The 15,980-nt window shown below is 56.0% G+C and carries 13 protein-coding genes; 9 read left to right on the forward strand and 4 right to left on the reverse strand.

The features are described 5' to 3' along the window. The first annotated feature begins 55 nt into the window (after window positions 1-55). From betC to O9K67_RS07305, 4 genes are all read left to right on the forward strand, one after another. Entirely contained in the window at window positions 56-1,597 is a 1,542-nt protein-coding gene (gene betC / locus O9K67_RS07290) for a choline-sulfatase (RefSeq protein WP_061493832.1), read from the forward strand. Window positions 1,598-1,599: 2 nt separating this feature from the next. Beyond that, window positions 1,600-2,544 (forward strand): choline ABC transporter substrate-binding protein, encoded by a 945-nt coding sequence (choX, locus tag O9K67_RS07295; RefSeq protein ID WP_061493833.1) that lies wholly within the window; start codon window positions 1,600-1,602, stop codon window positions 2,542-2,544. A gap of 317 nt (window positions 2,545-2,861) precedes the next feature. Further along, window positions 2,862-3,947 (forward strand): YncE family protein, encoded by a 1,086-nt coding sequence (locus tag O9K67_RS07300; RefSeq protein WP_061493834.1) that lies wholly within the window; start codon window positions 2,862-2,864, stop codon window positions 3,945-3,947. A gap of 50 nt (window positions 3,948-3,997) precedes the next feature. Further along, window positions 3,998-6,208: a TonB-dependent siderophore receptor gene (locus O9K67_RS07305; protein ID WP_082794145.1), complete on the forward strand. Its 2,211-nt coding sequence runs from the start codon at window positions 3,998-4,000 to the stop codon at window positions 6,206-6,208. A gap of 71 nt (window positions 6,209-6,279) precedes the next feature. Here O9K67_RS07305 and O9K67_RS07310 read toward each other — a convergent pair whose 3' ends face one another. Next, a complete protein-coding gene (locus tag O9K67_RS07310; RefSeq protein WP_061493836.1) occupies window positions 6,280-7,134 on the reverse strand; it encodes a LysR family transcriptional regulator in 855 nt (284 codons plus the stop codon). A 96-nt stretch (window positions 7,135-7,230) separates the two neighbouring features. On the opposite strand from O9K67_RS07310, the gene O9K67_RS07315 reads away from it, so the two are divergent. The 3 genes from O9K67_RS07315 (at window position 7,231) to O9K67_RS07325 (ending at window position 10,578) form a co-directional block, all read left to right on the forward strand. Beyond that, window positions 7,231-7,755, forward strand: coding sequence for a GNAT family N-acetyltransferase (locus O9K67_RS07315; RefSeq protein ID WP_061493837.1), 525 nt, complete (start codon window positions 7,231-7,233; stop codon window positions 7,753-7,755). Between the two features lie 319 nt (window positions 7,756-8,074). Continuing rightward, window positions 8,075-8,335, forward strand: a complete 261-nt coding sequence (locus O9K67_RS07320) for a DUF2534 family protein (protein ID WP_061493838.1) — start codon at window positions 8,075-8,077, stop codon at window positions 8,333-8,335. A 302-nt stretch (window positions 8,336-8,637) separates the two neighbouring features. Beyond that, window positions 8,638-10,578 carry a methyl-accepting chemotaxis protein gene (locus O9K67_RS07325; protein WP_061493839.1) on the forward strand — a complete coding sequence of 647 codons (1,941 nt, stop codon included), beginning with the start codon at window positions 8,638-8,640 and terminating at the stop codon, window positions 10,576-10,578. A 42-nt stretch (window positions 10,579-10,620) separates the two neighbouring features. Here O9K67_RS07325 and O9K67_RS07330 read toward each other — a convergent pair whose 3' ends face one another. Continuing rightward, complete coding sequence (locus O9K67_RS07330; RefSeq protein ID WP_061499834.1) at window positions 10,621-11,007, reverse strand: VOC family protein; 387 nt, start codon at window positions 11,005-11,007, stop codon at window positions 10,621-10,623. Window positions 11,008-11,292: 285 nt separating this feature from the next. On the opposite strand from O9K67_RS07330, the gene pheP reads away from it, so the two are divergent. After that, complete coding sequence (pheP, locus tag O9K67_RS07335; protein ID WP_061493840.1) at window positions 11,293-12,690, forward strand: phenylalanine transporter; 1,398 nt, start codon at window positions 11,293-11,295, stop codon at window positions 12,688-12,690. A gap of 126 nt (window positions 12,691-12,816) precedes the next feature. Next, window positions 12,817-13,686 (forward strand): DMT family transporter, encoded by an 870-nt coding sequence (locus tag O9K67_RS07340; protein ID WP_061493841.1) that lies wholly within the window; start codon window positions 12,817-12,819, stop codon window positions 13,684-13,686. Here O9K67_RS07340 and O9K67_RS07345 read toward each other — a convergent pair. Then, window positions 13,675-14,472 (reverse strand): PhzF family phenazine biosynthesis protein, encoded by a 798-nt coding sequence (locus O9K67_RS07345; protein WP_061493842.1) that lies wholly within the window; start codon window positions 14,470-14,472, stop codon window positions 13,675-13,677. The genes O9K67_RS07340 and O9K67_RS07345 overlap by 12 nt on opposite strands. Before the next feature lie 59 nt (window positions 14,473-14,531). Further along, complete coding sequence (locus tag O9K67_RS07350; RefSeq protein ID WP_061493843.1) at window positions 14,532-15,956, reverse strand: MFS transporter; 1,425 nt, start codon at window positions 15,954-15,956, stop codon at window positions 14,532-14,534. Window positions 15,957-15,980 lie beyond the last annotated feature (24 nt).

Raw genomic sequence — 15,980 nt, forward strand, 5'->3', positions numbered from 1 at the left:
ATGCGTGAGATAAACGTAACACGTTTTTTGTGAATATCTTATTTTTGGACGTCGCATGCTTATAAATAAACCGAATATCGTTATTCTGATGGCCGATCAGTTAACCGCCAGCGCCTTAAAAACGTATGGTAATAAGGTCAGTCTGACACCGAATATAGATAAATTGGCGGATGAAGGCGTGGTATTTGAATCTGCGTATTGCAATAGCCCGCTTTGCGCACCGTCGCGTGCGTCGCTGATGACCGGTCAATTTATTTCCCGCAACGCCGTCTATGATAATGCCGCCGAATTTCATGCCGATTCGCCCACACTGTGTCACTACCTACGTGAGCAGGGCTATCGCACCTGGCTCTCCGGCAAGATGCACTTCTGCGGCCCGGATCAATTGCATGGTTTTGACGAGCGCCTGACCACCGATATCTACCCGGCGGATTTTGGCTGGACGCCGGACTGGCAGCGTCCGGAGCGCCGCCTTGACTGGTATCACAACATGAGTTCGGTGCTGGACGCCGGGGAGTGTGTGCGCACCAATCAGCTCGATTTTGATGATGAAGCGCTGTTTCTGGCGCGCCAGCGATTGTATGACGCAGCCCGTCGCCCGGAGGAGCAGCCTTTTATGTTGCTGCTGTCGCTGACCCATCCGCACGATCCGTTTGCCATTCCTCGTCGCTACCTTGAGCGCTTTAACGATGCCGATATCGATCTGCCGCAAACGCGCCGGGAAGATGTCGAAGACGATGCACATTCCGCGCGCTTGCGGGCCATGTATCAACTGGAAGAGGGGCTGCTCAGCGATGAGCATATCCGCCGTGCGCGGCACGCTTACTATGGGGCACTGGCCTATGTGGATGATTGCTTTGGCGAGATCATATCGACGTTGCAGGAGACCGGCCTGGCGGAAAACACCGTGGTGCTGGTGGTGGCCGATCATGGCGAAATGCTGGGCGAGCGCGATCTCTGGTACAAGATGACCTTTTTTGAAAACGCCGTACATATCCCTTTTATTGTGCATAACCCGGCACGCTTTGCCCCCCGGCGTATTGCGCAGAGCGTTTCTCTGGTGGACTTACTGCCGACGCTTATCGAACTGGCGAGTGGCGAAGAGGGTAATGTGCGGGCGATTGCCCCGCTGGATGGCCACAGCCTGATGCCGCATTTGCGTGGTGAACCGGGGCCGGATGTCGTTTACAGCGAGTACCTGGCTGAAGGTGCGCTGGGGCCGATGCTGATGATCCGTCGTGGGCCGTGGAAATATGTCTATTCCTTTAGCGACGCGCCGCAACTTTTTCATCTGCATAACGATCCCCATGAACGCGTCAATCTGGTGGCGGAGAAGGCTTACCAGCAGGTTGCCGCGGCGTTTGCCGCCGAAGCCGATGCTCATTGGGACGTCTCCGGGTTGCGTGAACAAGTGCTGGCGAGCCAGCAGCGGCGGCTCTTTTTAACGCGTATAGCCGGGCAGCATGCGATTCCGGAATGGGACTTTCAACCGCATCAGGCCGCATCGCAACGCTACATTCGCAATCATCAAACGCTGGATGAACAGGAAGCTTTTGCCCGTTATCCGCGTCCTTTAAAACAACCGGCAGGAAAATAACAATGAACAACACCGTGAGCAAACTCGTACTGCTGGCTTTGGCTGGCGGATTTTCACTGAGCAGTATCGCCGCAGATGACGCCCGCTGTGCGACCATTACCCAGGCCGATCCCGGCTGGACCGATATCGCCGCCACCAACGCGCTTTCCGGCGTGGTGCTGAACGCGCTGGGTTACCAGCAAAAAGTCCAGAACCTCTCTGTGGCGCTGGCCTTTCAGGGGCTGAAAACCGGCCAGGTGGATGTGTTCCTCGGCAACTGGATGCCGGCGCAGGAGCCGGTTATCAGCAAATTTACGGCCGACGGCGCGATTAAGGTGGTGGGGGCGAACCTGCCTGCTGCGCGTTTTACGCTGGCGGTACCGGATTATGTTGCTGCTGCGGGGGTGAAGGATTTCGCCGACCTGCAAAAGTACGCGGCGAAATTTAACCACACGATCTACGGCATCGCCCCTGGTGCACCCGCCAACCAGAACCTGAAGAAGATGATCGAGAAACAGGATTTTGGCCTGCAAAACTGGCAACTGGTGGAGTCCAGCGAGAGCGGCATGCTGGCGCAGGTAACGCGCGCGGTCGAGCGTAAAGCGTGGATCGTCTTTTTGGGCTGGGAGCCGCATGCCATGAACACGCACTTCAAACTGGCCTATCTTAGCGGCGGTGATGCGTACTTTGGCGCGAACTACGGCAGTGCAACGGTGAATACCGTCACACGCAACGATTTTGCCCGTGATTGCCCGAATGCCGGCCGCTTCTTCAGTCAGCTGAAATTTGATGTGGCTATAGAGAATGCGGTGATTGGCCGCGTGCTGGACAAGCAGGAAACGGCGCAGGCGGCAGCGAAAGCGGAGCTGGCTAAGCGTCCTGAGCTGTTAAAAAGCTGGCTTAATGGCGTGACCACCCGCGACGGTCAGCCGGGGCAAGCTGCTGTTGAAAAAGCGCTGGGTCTGTAATTCCCCGTTATTCCGCGCCGGGAATAATCTTGCCCGGCGCTTTCACATCGAGCCCACTCCGCCGCAACATCCGAAGAAGACAATAGTGCTTGCCTGATATAAAAGAATGCGTATAGTTCTCATTCTCTTTAGTGTTTGTGGGCACAGCAAGGGCGTTTTCCGCAATAACAGTAGGCGTTAGCGCTTACAGGGACACTGAAAAGCAGTGGCGAGCTGCGCCGGGCTAAAACCTGCCTTTATGAATAACGATCGCGCTCTTCAGGCGCGACGCCGCGACTCGCCTGCCTTAATGACATTAACGGTAAAGGATCCACCCGATGAAAATAAAAACTTCTGCGCTGCCACTGCTGGCGGCGCTGGCACTTGCCGGTTGCAGCGCCCATAGCACCACGTCTGCACAACCAGCGGTAGATGCGCCAAAACCCCCTGTTGCTGCGTCAGCGGTCAACGTGCAACAACGCGACCTGGCGAGTGGTCTGTACGAAATGGCGCTCAGCCCGCAAGGTGATGCGCTGTATGTATCCAGCGCGGAAGGATTTAAAGATGTGCAGGGCGGTGTGGTCTACAAACTGGATCCGACCACGTTGAAAACCCTCGGCGCGACCCATACCGATCTGAAAAACTTTGGTATGGCTATCTCTGCGGACGGCAACACTGTCTATGTCACCAACTCACTGGACGGCGGTGTGAGCGCTATTGATACCCGCAATGGCAAGGTGCTGTCTCGTACGCTGTTCCCGGAACGCAACGAAAAAGGTTTGCCGTACGGCGCGCGCGAAATTTTGCTGCATAACGGCAGCTTGTATATTGGCGCTGTTGCCGATCCGGCGCTGGTGTGGGTCGTTGACGCGAAAACCCTGAAGCTCAAGGCGCGCATCAAAAGCGCGGGTAAATGGGTGACCGGGCTGCATTTCTCTGATCAAACCCAGCGTCTGTATGTAGCAAATGGCGGCGGCGAAATCCTCGTGGTGAACCTGCGCAATAACCGTATCGAGCAGCGCTGGAAACCGCTCGGTGAGAAACCGGCTCTGCTGCTGAATATTGCCGAAGATAGCGAAACGGGGCGCCTGTTTGTGACCGACAATGCCAAAGCGAAAACCACGCTGGTACTGGATATCCACAGCGGCAAGGTGCTGAAACAGATTGATGGTGATGCGCTGGCGGTGAAGTTCAACCCGAAACGCCATGAGATTTACATCAGCCAGCGTGAATCCGGCAAAGTGCTGAGCCTTGACGCGACCAGCTACGCGGTAAAACAGAGCTGGGATTTGCCGCCGCACCCGAACAGCCTGCTGCTCTCTGCCGACGGACAGTCGCTGTATGTCACCGTCAAACAGGCATTCAATAAAGATCACTCTACTAACGGGCCGGACAGCGTTGCCCGTATTTCCCTGAATCCGTAATTAACCCGGCCCGGCAACGGGCCGTTTTTCACACGTTTCACGATGAGTCGATGATGAATAACAGCAACAAGACATACACTCCTTTGCGCAAGACATTGCTTGCGCTGGCCATTGGTACTGCCGCGCACACCGTGCAGGCCGCAACCACCGAGGCCAACACCACCCAAACGAAGGAAGAGACCATCGTTGTTCAGTCGGCGAACAGCGATTTTAAACCTGGCGGCAGCGAACTGGTTCCGGCCTATCTGGACGGCCAGGTTGCACACGGCGGGCGTCTTGGCGTGCTGGGTGAACAAAAGGCGATGGATGTGCCGTTTAACGTGATCGGCTATACCTCGAAGCTGGTTCAGGATCAGCAAGCGAAAACCGTTGCCGATGTGGTGAGCAACGATGCGGGCGTTCAGGTCGGACAGGGATACGGCAACTTTGCCGAAACCTACCGCATTCGTGGGTTCGAGCTGGATGGCGACGACATGATGATGGGCGGTCTGGCAGGGATTGTGCCACGCCAGGTGGTTGATACCCAGATGCTGGAACGTGTCGAAATCTTTAAAGGCTCGAATGCGCTGATGAACGGCTCGGCGTCATCTGGTGTGGGCGGGATGATTAACCTTGAACCGAAGCATGCGGAAGACGCACCGATCACCCGTGTTGGTGTGGATTATTCCACACGTTCACAGTTGGGGGGATCGCTGGATCTCGGTCGTCGCTATGGTGATAACAACCAGTTTGGCGTGCGCATGAATCTGTTGCACCGCGAAGGCGATGCAACGGTAAAAGATGATCACCGTCGTACCACCGCCGCCTCGCTCGGTCTTGATTACCGTGGCGATCGTTTTCGCAGTTCGCTGGATCTCGGTTACCAGAAGAAGACCTTCCACGGTGGCGAAATGGGCGTCAACATCAGCGCGGTGGACTTTATTCCCTCTGTTCCTGACACGCGTAAAAATTACAGTCAGCAGTGGGCCTATAGCGATATCGAAAACGAATATGGCCTGGCTCGCGCGGAATACGATCTGACCGATGACTGGACCGCGTATGCGGCGTTCGGTGGTCAACATGCCCATGAAATGGGCACCTATGGCGCACCAAAGTTATATAACGATCAAGGCGATGCAACCTTTAGCCGTCTCGATACTAACCGTATCAGTGACTCCTGGAGTGGCATGGGCGGTGTACGGGGTAACTTTGACACCGGTTTTATCTCCCATAAAGTGAACCTGGGCTACTCTGCCAATATTAAACGCGAAAACATCGCCTGGCGGATGTCTGATTCGGCGACCAACCCGACGGTCAACCTTTACAACAGCGCGGCGGTGACAAAGCCGGATAATGCCTCGTTTGGCGGTAACTATTTTGATCCACTCACCACCGCACGCTACCGTTCGCAGGGCTATACCCTGAGCGATACGCTGGGCGTGCTGGACGACACCCTGTTGTTTACGGCGGGTACGCGTTACCAGAAATTGTGGGTGCGTAACTACAGCAATGCCACCGGGGCGGAGACCACCACCGCGCGTTACACCCAGCAACGCTGGATGCCAACTTACGGGATTGTCTATAAACCCTGGGAAACGGTGTCGTTCTACGCCAACCATACCGAAGCACTACAACCGGGCGGCGTGGCACCGAAAACCGCTGCCAACAAGTATGAAAGTGTTGGCATTGCGCACTCGAAACAGAACGAAGTGGGGGTAAAAACGGACTTTGGCCGCATCGGCGGCACGCTGGCGCTGTTTGACATCAAAAAGCCGGTGGGGATTCAGGACAGCACCACCAATATTTACGCGCTGGATGGCGAGCAGCGTAACCGTGGCGTTGAGCTGAATGTGTTCGGCGAGCCGGTGCTCGGGTTGCGTCTGAACGGCAGTGCCACCTGGCTGGATGCCGAGCTGACCAAAACCAAAGATGGCATCAACCAGGGCAACCGGCCCATCGGTGTGGCGAAATTCTATGGCGTGCTCGGTGCGGAGTATGACATCAAACCGATTGATGGCCTGACAGCGACCGCGAGAGTGAACTACACCGGTTCGCAGTATGCCAACAATGCCAACACCAAGAAACTTGACAGCTATACCACGCTCGATCTGGGCATGCGTTATCGCATGCACCTGAATGCAGAGAAGAACGAAATGGTCTGGCGCGTCGGCGTGGATAACGTCACCAACGAGAAATACTGGGCCAGCGTCGAAGACAACGGCACCTATATTTATCAAGGTGAGGCGCGGGCGCTGAAAGTGTCGATGAGCTACGACTTCTAAGCCTGCGGGGTATTGCGCCGCATGGCGCTGCGCGTATCCGGCCTCGACGATTGCTGAATCAGGGGCGGGTGTTATACCCGCCTTTTTAAACCGTTGAGCACTTCCGTCATTCCGCGCGTTACCACTTTGTCCTGGCGCATCACCAGCGCCAGTGTGCGTTGTAAAGGCGGCTGTAATGGTGTGACACGTAAACCCAGACGGTCTTCCTCAGTTTGTACCGCGACGTCCGGCACGATGCTGTAACCCAGCCCGGCGCGCACCATGCGTTTAATGGCCTCAATACTGCCGAGCTCCATGACCGGCGCGGCATGCTCACCCTTGTCCAGCAGCCATTCATCAATCAGTTGGCGGGTACTGCTACCGGACTCAAACACAATCAGCGGTAATGCCTGCCGGGGCTGTCCTTCTGCGGTGATGGCGACAAAGGATTCGTTAAACAGCGGCGAGATGGCAAGGTTGCGACCGCTGGCTGGCATGGTCACCAGCCCGATATCCACCCGGTTCTCCTCGACGGCGCGGAGAATATCGCTGGTGTTGCCGGTACGAACGCCCACGGTCAGCAACGGAAAGTCCTCGCGCAGTTGTTGCAGTACCGGAGGCAACAAGTGAATACAGGTCGTTGCGCCTGTGCCAATCGTCACGTGACCGCTAATGGCCTGCTGATAGATGGCAACGGACTGGATCGCCGTGGTGACGGCATTCTCAATGTGCGCGCAGTGTGCAAGAAAGGTCTCGCCCGCCGCCGTTGGGCGGATACCGCGCCCGGAGCGCTCAATCAGGCGGGTTTGCAGCGCCTGCTCCAGTTGGCGTATTTGCAGGCTGACAGCCGGTTGCGAAATCCCCAGCACTTCCGCCGCTCCGGTAAAACTTCCCCGGGCGATCACCAGCTTGTAAGTAGCGAGTTGGTCGAGGCTGAAATGGGACATCGCAAACTTTTCCTTATAGGGGTGATAAGTACAACCCGGTGCCTGTTTTGCCGCATTACAGGTAGCGTGGTGAACACGCCTGACGGGAGCTGGATTATGGACATTATTGAAGCACAAGAACAACACCTAAGCGCGATCACACAAATTTACGCGCATCATGTGACCTGCGGGGTCGCCTCGTTTGAAACCGAGCCGCCGGCCAGAGCAGAGATGCGCCAGAGGCTCGAGAAAACGCGTCATGCCGGGCTGCCGTGGTATGTCGCCGTGCATGAAGGGCGCGTACGGGGCTACTGCTATCTTTCGCGTTACCGCGAACGGCATGCCTACCAGTACACGCTGGAAGATTCGGTCTATGTGGATGACACGTTTCTCCAGCAGGGGGCCGGGATAGCCTTACTGTCGCAGGCGGTGGCCTGGGCGGAACAGCACGGTTACCGACAACTGATCGCCAACATTGGTAATAGCGAAAATGAAGGATCATTGCGGCTGCATGCGCGCGCCGGGTTTACCGTCATCGGCACGCTGAAAAGTGTGGGCATGAAACACGGGCGCTGGCTGGATACGGTGTTGATGCAGCGCCCGTTGGGGGAGGGCGATAATACGTTGCCACAGACGATCTAAGGCGAAACGGGCATTTTCAGTAACGCAGAGGGGGCGCGCTCAGCAAAATGTTCGCCTACCCAGTTAAGCGCTTTAGCAGCAGGACGCGCCAGTCATTAGCGGATTTGCACAACACAAAAAGTGAAACGGAAAAACAGCGTATCGGGATGTCCTTACGCGTTGTTTTCTCCTTATTGATGCTGTAAAGCCGCAGTATATGCGGTTGTTAACCGGTTATCGTTTCCCGGAATTTGCACGAGTTATTTGAATAATTCACAACAATTAAACAGCAGATCGGTTACACTCGCGGCACGGAAATGCCACATAACAGGAGGGGTATATGCTGGAAAAACTGCGTACCCGCGAGGGGAAAAAGTTCATCGTTGCGGTCGTTATCGTCTTTCTGATTGCGGTGAGCGTCATTTCGAAAGTGACCTTCCAGGGGGTGGAAGATCAGTACAATCTGCCGATGGCGCAGTGGACGACCTCAATGTTCATTATGCAGGGCGCCTGGGTTGCCATTTACAGTCTGATGTTCACCATTATCGGTTCGCTGCCGTTTGGTTTTTACTTCCTCGGCCCAAAAGACGATCGCGGTTAAATTGTCTCGCCCTGGCGATAAGTCAGGGCTGTTTGCATGCTCACAGCCTTTAAAAATAGTTCCTCACTTCTCTTGCAGCATAAAACACTGATTTAATTTTTAGTTGCCGATTTGTTAACTCTCACTACACCTTTCTCCGCTGTCAGCCTGCTGATTTTGGGAAATGGTGCGCGTTTTTACGCCAGTAAAATGGTCTTGTTAACAATTAAAGATCAAAAAACTGACGCCGATAGCCCTTTTACAAGGGAGCCCATGTTGAAAGGACCATGATGATGTAGCAGGCTGACTCCAGGAGAGCGGTAATGGCCAAACAATTAGCGTCCAAAAAAATGAGCACCCGCGCGCAAATGCTGCTGACGGGCGCCATCACCATCACCCTTGGTTTCGTTGTGACCATCGGCGTTCTGAGCTGGCAGTCCAGCAGTGAACAAAAAAGTCTCGCAGAAAAATATCTGCAAAAAATCGCGCAAAGCGAAGCGTTGAAAATCCAGCAGCAACTGAGCTATGCGCGCGACGTGGCGCATAACCTGGGCCACAGCATGATTGCCCTTCCGGAAGCCGGCATTACCGATCGTAAAGTGGCAGACAAACTGCTGGAATCGGCACTGCATGACAATCCTGACTATCTTTCTATTTCGGTCATTTTCGAAGAAAACGCCTACGACGGACGGGATGCGGAATTCGCGGATAAACCGGGTCAGGCGCCAAAAGGGCGCTATGCCTTCTTTGTCGATCATGGTCAGTCCGGCGAGTACAACTTGCATCCGCTGACATCGATCTTTACGCCAGGCCAGGGAGATTACTACCTGCTGCCGCAGAAGAGCCAAAAAGATACATTGATTGAACCCTATAGCTATGCCTATAACGGCGTGCCAACCTTGTTAACCTCTGTTGCCGCGCCGATCATCAGAGATGGCAAGCTGCATGCAGTGGTGACGTCCGATATTTCGCTGGCCTCTTTGCAGCAGAAAGTGAACGAGATTAAACCCTGGGAAGGGGGCGGCTATGCGGTGCTGCTCTCGACAGCGGGTAAAGTCATTTCCTACCCGGATAAGAAACTGACCAGTAAGCCTTACCCCGGTAAGACCGATAACTACAGCAGTGAGGTGGTGGAACAGGACGATCCTATCCTCGGTGAAAAAACGTTAATCACCTGGCAGCCTGTTTCGCTGGGCGAGGGGACGGATAGCTGGTATCTGGGTGTGGTCGCGCCGGTCAGTCAGGTCATGGCGGCAGCGAACCGTCAACTGATGAATGCCGTTATTCTCGGCGTGATCAGCATCCTGCTGGTCAGTGTGTTGCTGGGGCTGGTCTTTAGCCGCAAAGTGCTCAAACCCATTGGCGGTGAGCCGGCGGAAGGTGCCAACATTGCGCTGGCGGTCGCTGACGGCAAGCTTGATAACCTCATCGAGGTTAAACCGGGTGACCGCAGCAGCCTGTTTTATGCACTGCACACCATGCAGGATCAACTGCGAAGTATTGTCGGGAAAATTAAAGACGCCAGCGATTCAGTACGTCAGGGGGCGGGCGAGATTGTCAGCGGTAATATTAACCTCTCTTCACGCACCGAGCAGCAAGCCGCGGCGCTGGAGCAGACGGCAGCCAGCATGGAGCAGTTCAGCGCCACGGTGAAACATAACGCCGAAAACGCGCACAATGCGACGGCGCTCACCGCTAACGCCACCAAAATCGCCAGCCGCGGTGAAGCGCTGGTCGGTCAGGTGGTGGATACCATGGCGCAAATCGACGACAGTGCGAAGAAAATCGGCGACATCACGGCAATCATTAACAGCATTGCTTTCCAGACCAACATCCTGGCGCTTAACGCTGCCGTTGAAGCGGCGCGCGCGGGTGAACAGGGCCGTGGATTTGCTGTGGTGGCGTCTGAAGTACGTAACCTGGCGCAGCGCAGCGCCGATGCGGTCAAAGATATCGGCGCGCTGATTGAGGAGTCCAGTAAGCGGGTAGAAGCCGGGGTACAACTGGTGAACGATGCCGGTAAAACCATGCAGGAGATGACGCAGGCGGTGAACTCCGTGCAGTCGATCATCAGTGAGATCGTGAGTGCCTCGGATGAGCAGGCCAAAGGCATTGGTCAGGTCACTATCGCGGTGAACGAGATGGATGGCGTAACGCAACAGAACGCCTCCCTGGTTCAGCAGATGACCGCCGCGGCGACGTCGCTGGAAGAACAGGCCGAACAGCTGGCGCAGAGCGTGCAGCAGTTCCGCTTGCACGTGTAAGGCAGTGCAGGGAGTCCGGATTGCCGGGCTCCCTGTTGCTCATTATTCGGCGACCAGTTCGATCCTGTTGCCATCCGGGTCGGTGATCACCGCTTCATAGAACCCATCGCCAGTCCAACGGGCCGGGCTTGCCAGCCGCCCTTGCTGGTGGGCTTTTTGCGCCATCTTATCCACCTGTTCGACATTACCCACGGCGATAGCAATATGCGCCCAGCCGACGAATTCCGGATTTGCCGGTGCGTTCGCCAGTTCAGGCAGCGCCATCAGTTCGATGGTGGGACCGTGCGCCAGCGAGATAAAGTAGGATTCGAAACCGGCACGATTTTTACTGACATATTTCTCGTTGCTGGTGGCGGAAAAAAAGTCGCGCCAGAATGTACGCTGCGCTTCGATATGGCGCGTCCAAAGCGCCACGTGTGCAATGTTCAAGATCTCCCTCCCAAAACGTGATAACCGCGGTGACAAACGTTGCGGCTGGCCGAACAGCATTGATTGCTCGATTTTGCTTGATTGTGTTCAATTGTGGCTATTAATAGTAGTTTTTATTTGCTCGGTTGTGCAAGTTTTCTCGACTGACACCTGCAGTGGTTCGCCAACAACTCAACCTCAGCGGAATTTTCGTTCTTGCATGACGGGGCGGCAGCGCCATTTCTTGCCAGGCCTGACCTGAGATGTTAAAAGGTGCCCCTTCAATAAAACACAAAGGGGAAGGACGTGAAAAACGCGTCTCAGGCAGCGGGTAATATCACCGATGCCGCGTCGGAAACAGCGCCGACATTACAACGGGGTTTGAAGAATCGTCATATTCAGTTAATTGCGCTGGGCGGCGCGATTGGCACCGGATTATTTCTTGGCATTGGCCCGGCTATTCAGATGGCCGGACCGGCAGTATTGTTGGGCTATGGCATTGCCGGGATTATCGCCTTTCTGATTATGCGCCAGCTTGGCGAAATGGTGGTGGAAGAGCCAGTATCCGGCTCGTTTTCCCATTTTGCATTCAAATATTGGGGGCCGTTCGCCGGTTTCCTTTCCGGCTGGAACTACTGGGCGATGTTTGTGCTGGTGGGCATGGCGGAACTGACCGCCGCCGGGATCTATATGCAGTACTGGTTCCCGGAGGTGCCGACCTGGGTCTGGGCTGCTGCTTTCTTTGTCATCATCAATGCGGTTAACCTGGTTAACGTGCGTCTGTATGGCGAAACAGAGTTCTGGTTTGCCCTGATCAAAGTGCTGGCGATCATCGGTATGATTGGTTTTGGCCTGTGGATGCTGTTCTCCGGCCACGGCGGTGAGCGCGCCAGCATTGATAACCTCTGGCGCTATAACGGCTTCTTCGCCACCGGTTGGCACGGTTTGATCCTGTCGCTGGCGGTGATTATGTTCTCCTTCGGTGGGCTTGAGCTGATCGGTATTACTGCGGCGGAAGCCAGCGAGCCGCATACCACCATTCCCAAAGCAGTCAACCAGGTGGTGTACCGTATTCTGCTGTTTTATATCGGGTCGCTGGTGGTGTTGCTGGCGCTCTATCCTTGGATTGATGTCAAAGCGAATAGCAGTCCTTTTGTGATGATTTTTCATGATTTGGACAGTAACCTGGTAGCATCTGCGCTTAATTTCGTCATTCTTGTGGCGTCGCTGTCGGTTTATAACAGCGGTGTTTACTCCAACAGCCGCATGCTGTTTGGCCTCTCGGTGCAGGGGAATGCTCCCGCCTTTCTGACGCGCGTGAGCCGTCGCGGTGTGCCGGTGAATTCCCTGTTTCTCTCCGGCGCTATCACCTCATTCGTGGTGCTGGTGAACTACCTGCTGCCGCAGAAAGCGTTTGGTATGCTGATGGCGCTGGTGGTGGCGACGCTGCTGCTGAACTGGATCATGATCTCGCTGGCGCACCTGAAGTTTCGTGCCGCCATGCGGCGCAAAGGGCGCGATCCGCAGTTCAAAGCACTGCTCTTTCCAGCGGGAAACTATCTGTGTATCGGTTTCATGTTGCTGATCCTGGTGCTGATGTACACCATTGAGGATATGCGCTTGTCGGCGGTGCTGTTGCCGCTGTGGATCCTGTTTCTTTTCGCGGCTTTTAAACTGCTGCGTCGTTCAGGTACCCGCGCCTAATCCTCTCTGTTCCCGCCTCACCTGGCGGGAATTTTCCAGGCCAGTGCCTGATTTTTCAGGCATGATGCATACAATGATGTCGCCAGCCGTTCGCGCTGGCGTTTTTATGGCTTCAGGAGTTATGGCATGACCCGGCAACGACAAGCCGACCTGTTACTGGTTCTCACCACCCTTATCGCCGCCTGTGGCTGGATTTTTTCGCGTGAGGCGATTTCCGGCATGCCGGTTTTTGCTTTTCTCGGCCTGCGTTTTTTTGGCGCGGCGCTGGTGCTGCTGCCTTTCTGCCTTAAACAACGCATTCCGCTGGCGAAACTGCGCCAGGTGTTGATCAGCGGTTTCTGGATGGCGCTTAACCTCTGCTTGTGGATTTGGTCAGTGTCGACCACGCCATCGTTGGGCGAAGGGGCATTTATCATGAGCCTGTCGATGCTGTTTGTGCCGCTGGTGGCGTGGGCGATGATGAATACCCGTCCCGCGCGAGCGTACTGGGAGTGTTTGCCGGTGGCGATTATCGGCCTTGCACTACTTAGCCTGCATACGCCGATTACGTTTCACCCCAGCCAGGGCTGGTTTCTGCTCACTGCGTTCGTGCAGTCAATTAACTTCTGTTACACCAGCCGCTGCGCCAGAGAAGTGCCGCTGTTGCCGCTGACCGCCGTGCAACTGGCGGTAACCGGCATTGCCGGGTTAGCGATTTCCGCGTTGTTTGAGGCGTGGACACAACCCCTGACGGCCGCCACCGGGATGTGGCTGGTGGCGAGTATTTTTATTGCCACCAGTCTGCGTTTTGCGCTGCAGTTGCAAGGTCAGAAATACGCTGCCGTCGCCAGTGCTGCCATCATTATGGTGCTGGAGCCGCTGCTGACGGTCATTGCCGCGTCCTTGTGGTACGGTGAGCGTTTGCCGCTGCAAAAAATTATCGGCGGGGTGTTGATCCTGCTGGCACAGATTTGGTTCCGCTGGCGTATGGTCGCGCGGCTGCCGTCAAAGTTGTAGTGTGCCAGCCAGGACGGTATGCGCCGCGCCGGTCATCAACACGCGGTCATTCGCTGTTTGCTCCAGAGTCAGTACACCGCCGCGACGCGAGGCCTGGTAAGCGGTAAGCGAGCGCTTACCCAACCGGGCCGACCAGTATGCCGCCAGGGCACAGTGCGCGGAGCCGGTGACCGGATCTTCATCGACCCCCACCCATGGAGCAAAATAGCGCGACAGCAGATCGTACTCACCCTCGCCGGGAGCAGTGACCACCACGCCACGACCAGACAGGGCGCGGAGCGCCTGAAAATCGACGCTCAGCGTGCGCACACTTTGCGCGTCGCTCACCACGACCAGTTGTTTTGCGCCAAAGGTACCGTAATCGCAGACCTGGGCGGATGAAAGCCCAAGCGCATTCAGTAAAGCCTGCGGCGGAGCACTATCCATTTGCGGGGTTAGCAGTGGGAAATCAAGCTGAATACCGCGGCGAACCACGCTTGCTGACAGCGGGCCGGAAAGGGTTTGAAAGGTGACCGTTGCCCCTGCCGCAAGTCGCCCGGTCTGATGCAGCACATGTGCTGTCGCAAGTGTGGCATGCCCACAGAGTTCCACTTCCGCCAGCGGTGTAAACCAGCGCAGGTTGTTATCTGCAAGGTTGAAGAATGCTGTCTCTGACACCGCCATTTCGTCGGCAATTTGCTGCATTAACGCAGCATCCAGTCCATGCGGCGTAATACAAACCGCTGCCGGGTTGCCGGAAAAAGGACGCGCACTGAACGCGTCCACCTGGTAGATATCGAGTTTCACCGTGTGCTCCCTTTAATAACAAAGATATAACATTATCCTGTTTTCAGCGGAGCGGGTAGTTATGAGTTCGCCGGGCAGTGCGGCGCTAACTGGCGGCGCGCACCAATAGCCGCCACGGCCAGCATGAGCATCATCAACACTTCCGTTGCCAGAAAACCGCTCATCGCAGTACTGTAATTGCCGTGCGACTGCCCGACGAGATGCAAAAACAATCCACCGAGCAGTGCAGGCCCAAGCCCTAACGTCGCCTGCTGCAATGTGCTGAGCAGCGCGCTGCCTGCGCCAGCGTCACTGGCGGTGAGATCGCGCATACCAATGCGATAGAAACTGTTCACAATCAACGCCTGACCGTAACCAATCAACACCGTAGAGGGGGCCAGTGCCAGTGCGCCCACCCATTGGCCGGAAAGCTGCAAGGTTGCTATCAGAGCCAGTAACCCGGCGACCTGAACCGCTAACCCGGTGAGCAGAATCGTTCGCATGCTGTAACGCGCAATCAGTTTGGGGGCATACCAGGCTGAGACAAAATAGGCGATGCCAAGGGCAACAAAACTGTTGCCGGAGTGCGATGGCGTCATCCCCATGCCAGCCTGCAAAGTGAGCGCCATGCAAAACATAAACCCGGACCAGGCGCTAAAGAAGAGAAGGGCGATCAATAAACCAAAACGGATGCTGTGCAGTTTAAGCAGTCGCGGCGGCAGCAGGGGCGTCAGGCCAGCACGCTGTTGTTGCAGTGCGCTGGCGCGCATCCACAAAACCAGTGGGAAAAGTGCCAGCAATGCGACCTGCGTGGGCCATGGCCAGTGTAACTCCGGACCGAGCGCCAGCGGGAACAGCAGGCAGCAGAGGATCAGCGCCAGTGCGATCGTGCCATGCCAGTCGATACGCGAGCGTGTTTCATTGCGGGTTTCCGGGATATAGCGGTGGCTGAGCGCCAGCACCAACAGGCAAATCGGCACATTGATAAAAAAGGCGTTGCGCCAGCCCAGTCCGGCGATATCCGCCGAAACCAGCCAGCCCCCGCCCATCTGACCGATAATAAAGGCGACGCCGCCAATGCCACCGTACAGGCTGATGGCGCGGGCATGCGCGGTGCCTTTTAACGTGACATGCAACGTGGCGAGGATCTGTGGCACGATCAGCGCCGCGCCCATGCCTTGCAGCGTGCGGGCCGCCAGGAGCGCAGAGATGGAATCCGCCAGCCCGCACAAGAGAGACGCAATACCGAACAGCGTCACGCCCCATAAGAACACGCGCCTGCGCCCAAGGTTGTCGCCCAGTTTGCTCCCCATGGCCAGACAAACCGCAAAGGCGACGCCATATAGCGCCACAATCAACGCTAACTGGGTGGCGGAGGTATGCAGCGACAGCGTAATGGAGTCGAGCGCCACGTTGGTAATGGAGGTGTCGATAAGTGGCAGCATCTGCCCTGTTAACAGCAGGATCAGACCGGCCCGGCCAGGTGAAACAGCAGACGTATTCATGGTAACTCCATTGCGTCATTCATC

The sequence above is a fragment of the Kosakonia oryzendophytica genome (genome assembly GCF_027886705.1).
In the GTDB taxonomy this organism is placed as follows: domain Bacteria; phylum Pseudomonadota; class Gammaproteobacteria; order Enterobacterales; family Enterobacteriaceae; genus Kosakonia; species Kosakonia oryzendophytica.

Excerpts from the sequence above, each read along its gene's own strand:
- O9K67_RS07325 (WP_061493839.1), top strand. The coding sequence starts at position 8,638 with ATGGCCAAACAATTAGCGTCCAAAAAAATGAGCACCCGCGCGCAAATG.
- O9K67_RS07340 (WP_061493841.1), top strand. The coding sequence starts at position 12,817 with ATGACCCGGCAACGACAAGCCGACCTGTTACTGGTTCTCACCACCCTT.
- O9K67_RS07320 (WP_061493838.1), top strand. The coding sequence starts at position 8,075 with ATGCTGGAAAAACTGCGTACCCGCGAGGGGAAAAAGTTCATCGTTGCG.
- O9K67_RS07305 (WP_082794145.1), top strand. The coding sequence starts at position 3,998 with ATGATGAATAACAGCAACAAGACATACACTCCTTTGCGCAAGACATTG.
- O9K67_RS07350 (WP_061493843.1), bottom strand. The coding sequence starts at position 15,956 with ATGAATACGTCTGCTGTTTCACCTGGCCGGGCCGGTCTGATCCTGCTG.
- O9K67_RS07315 (WP_061493837.1), top strand. The coding sequence starts at position 7,231 with ATGGACATTATTGAAGCACAAGAACAACACCTAAGCGCGATCACACAA.
- betC (WP_061493832.1), top strand. The coding sequence starts at position 56 with ATGCTTATAAATAAACCGAATATCGTTATTCTGATGGCCGATCAGTTA.
- O9K67_RS07300 (WP_061493834.1), top strand. The coding sequence starts at position 2,862 with ATGAAAATAAAAACTTCTGCGCTGCCACTGCTGGCGGCGCTGGCACTT.
- O9K67_RS07310 (WP_061493836.1), bottom strand. The coding sequence starts at position 7,134 with ATGTCCCATTTCAGCCTCGACCAACTCGCTACTTACAAGCTGGTGATC.
- choX (WP_061493833.1), top strand. The coding sequence starts at position 1,600 with ATGAACAACACCGTGAGCAAACTCGTACTGCTGGCTTTGGCTGGCGGA.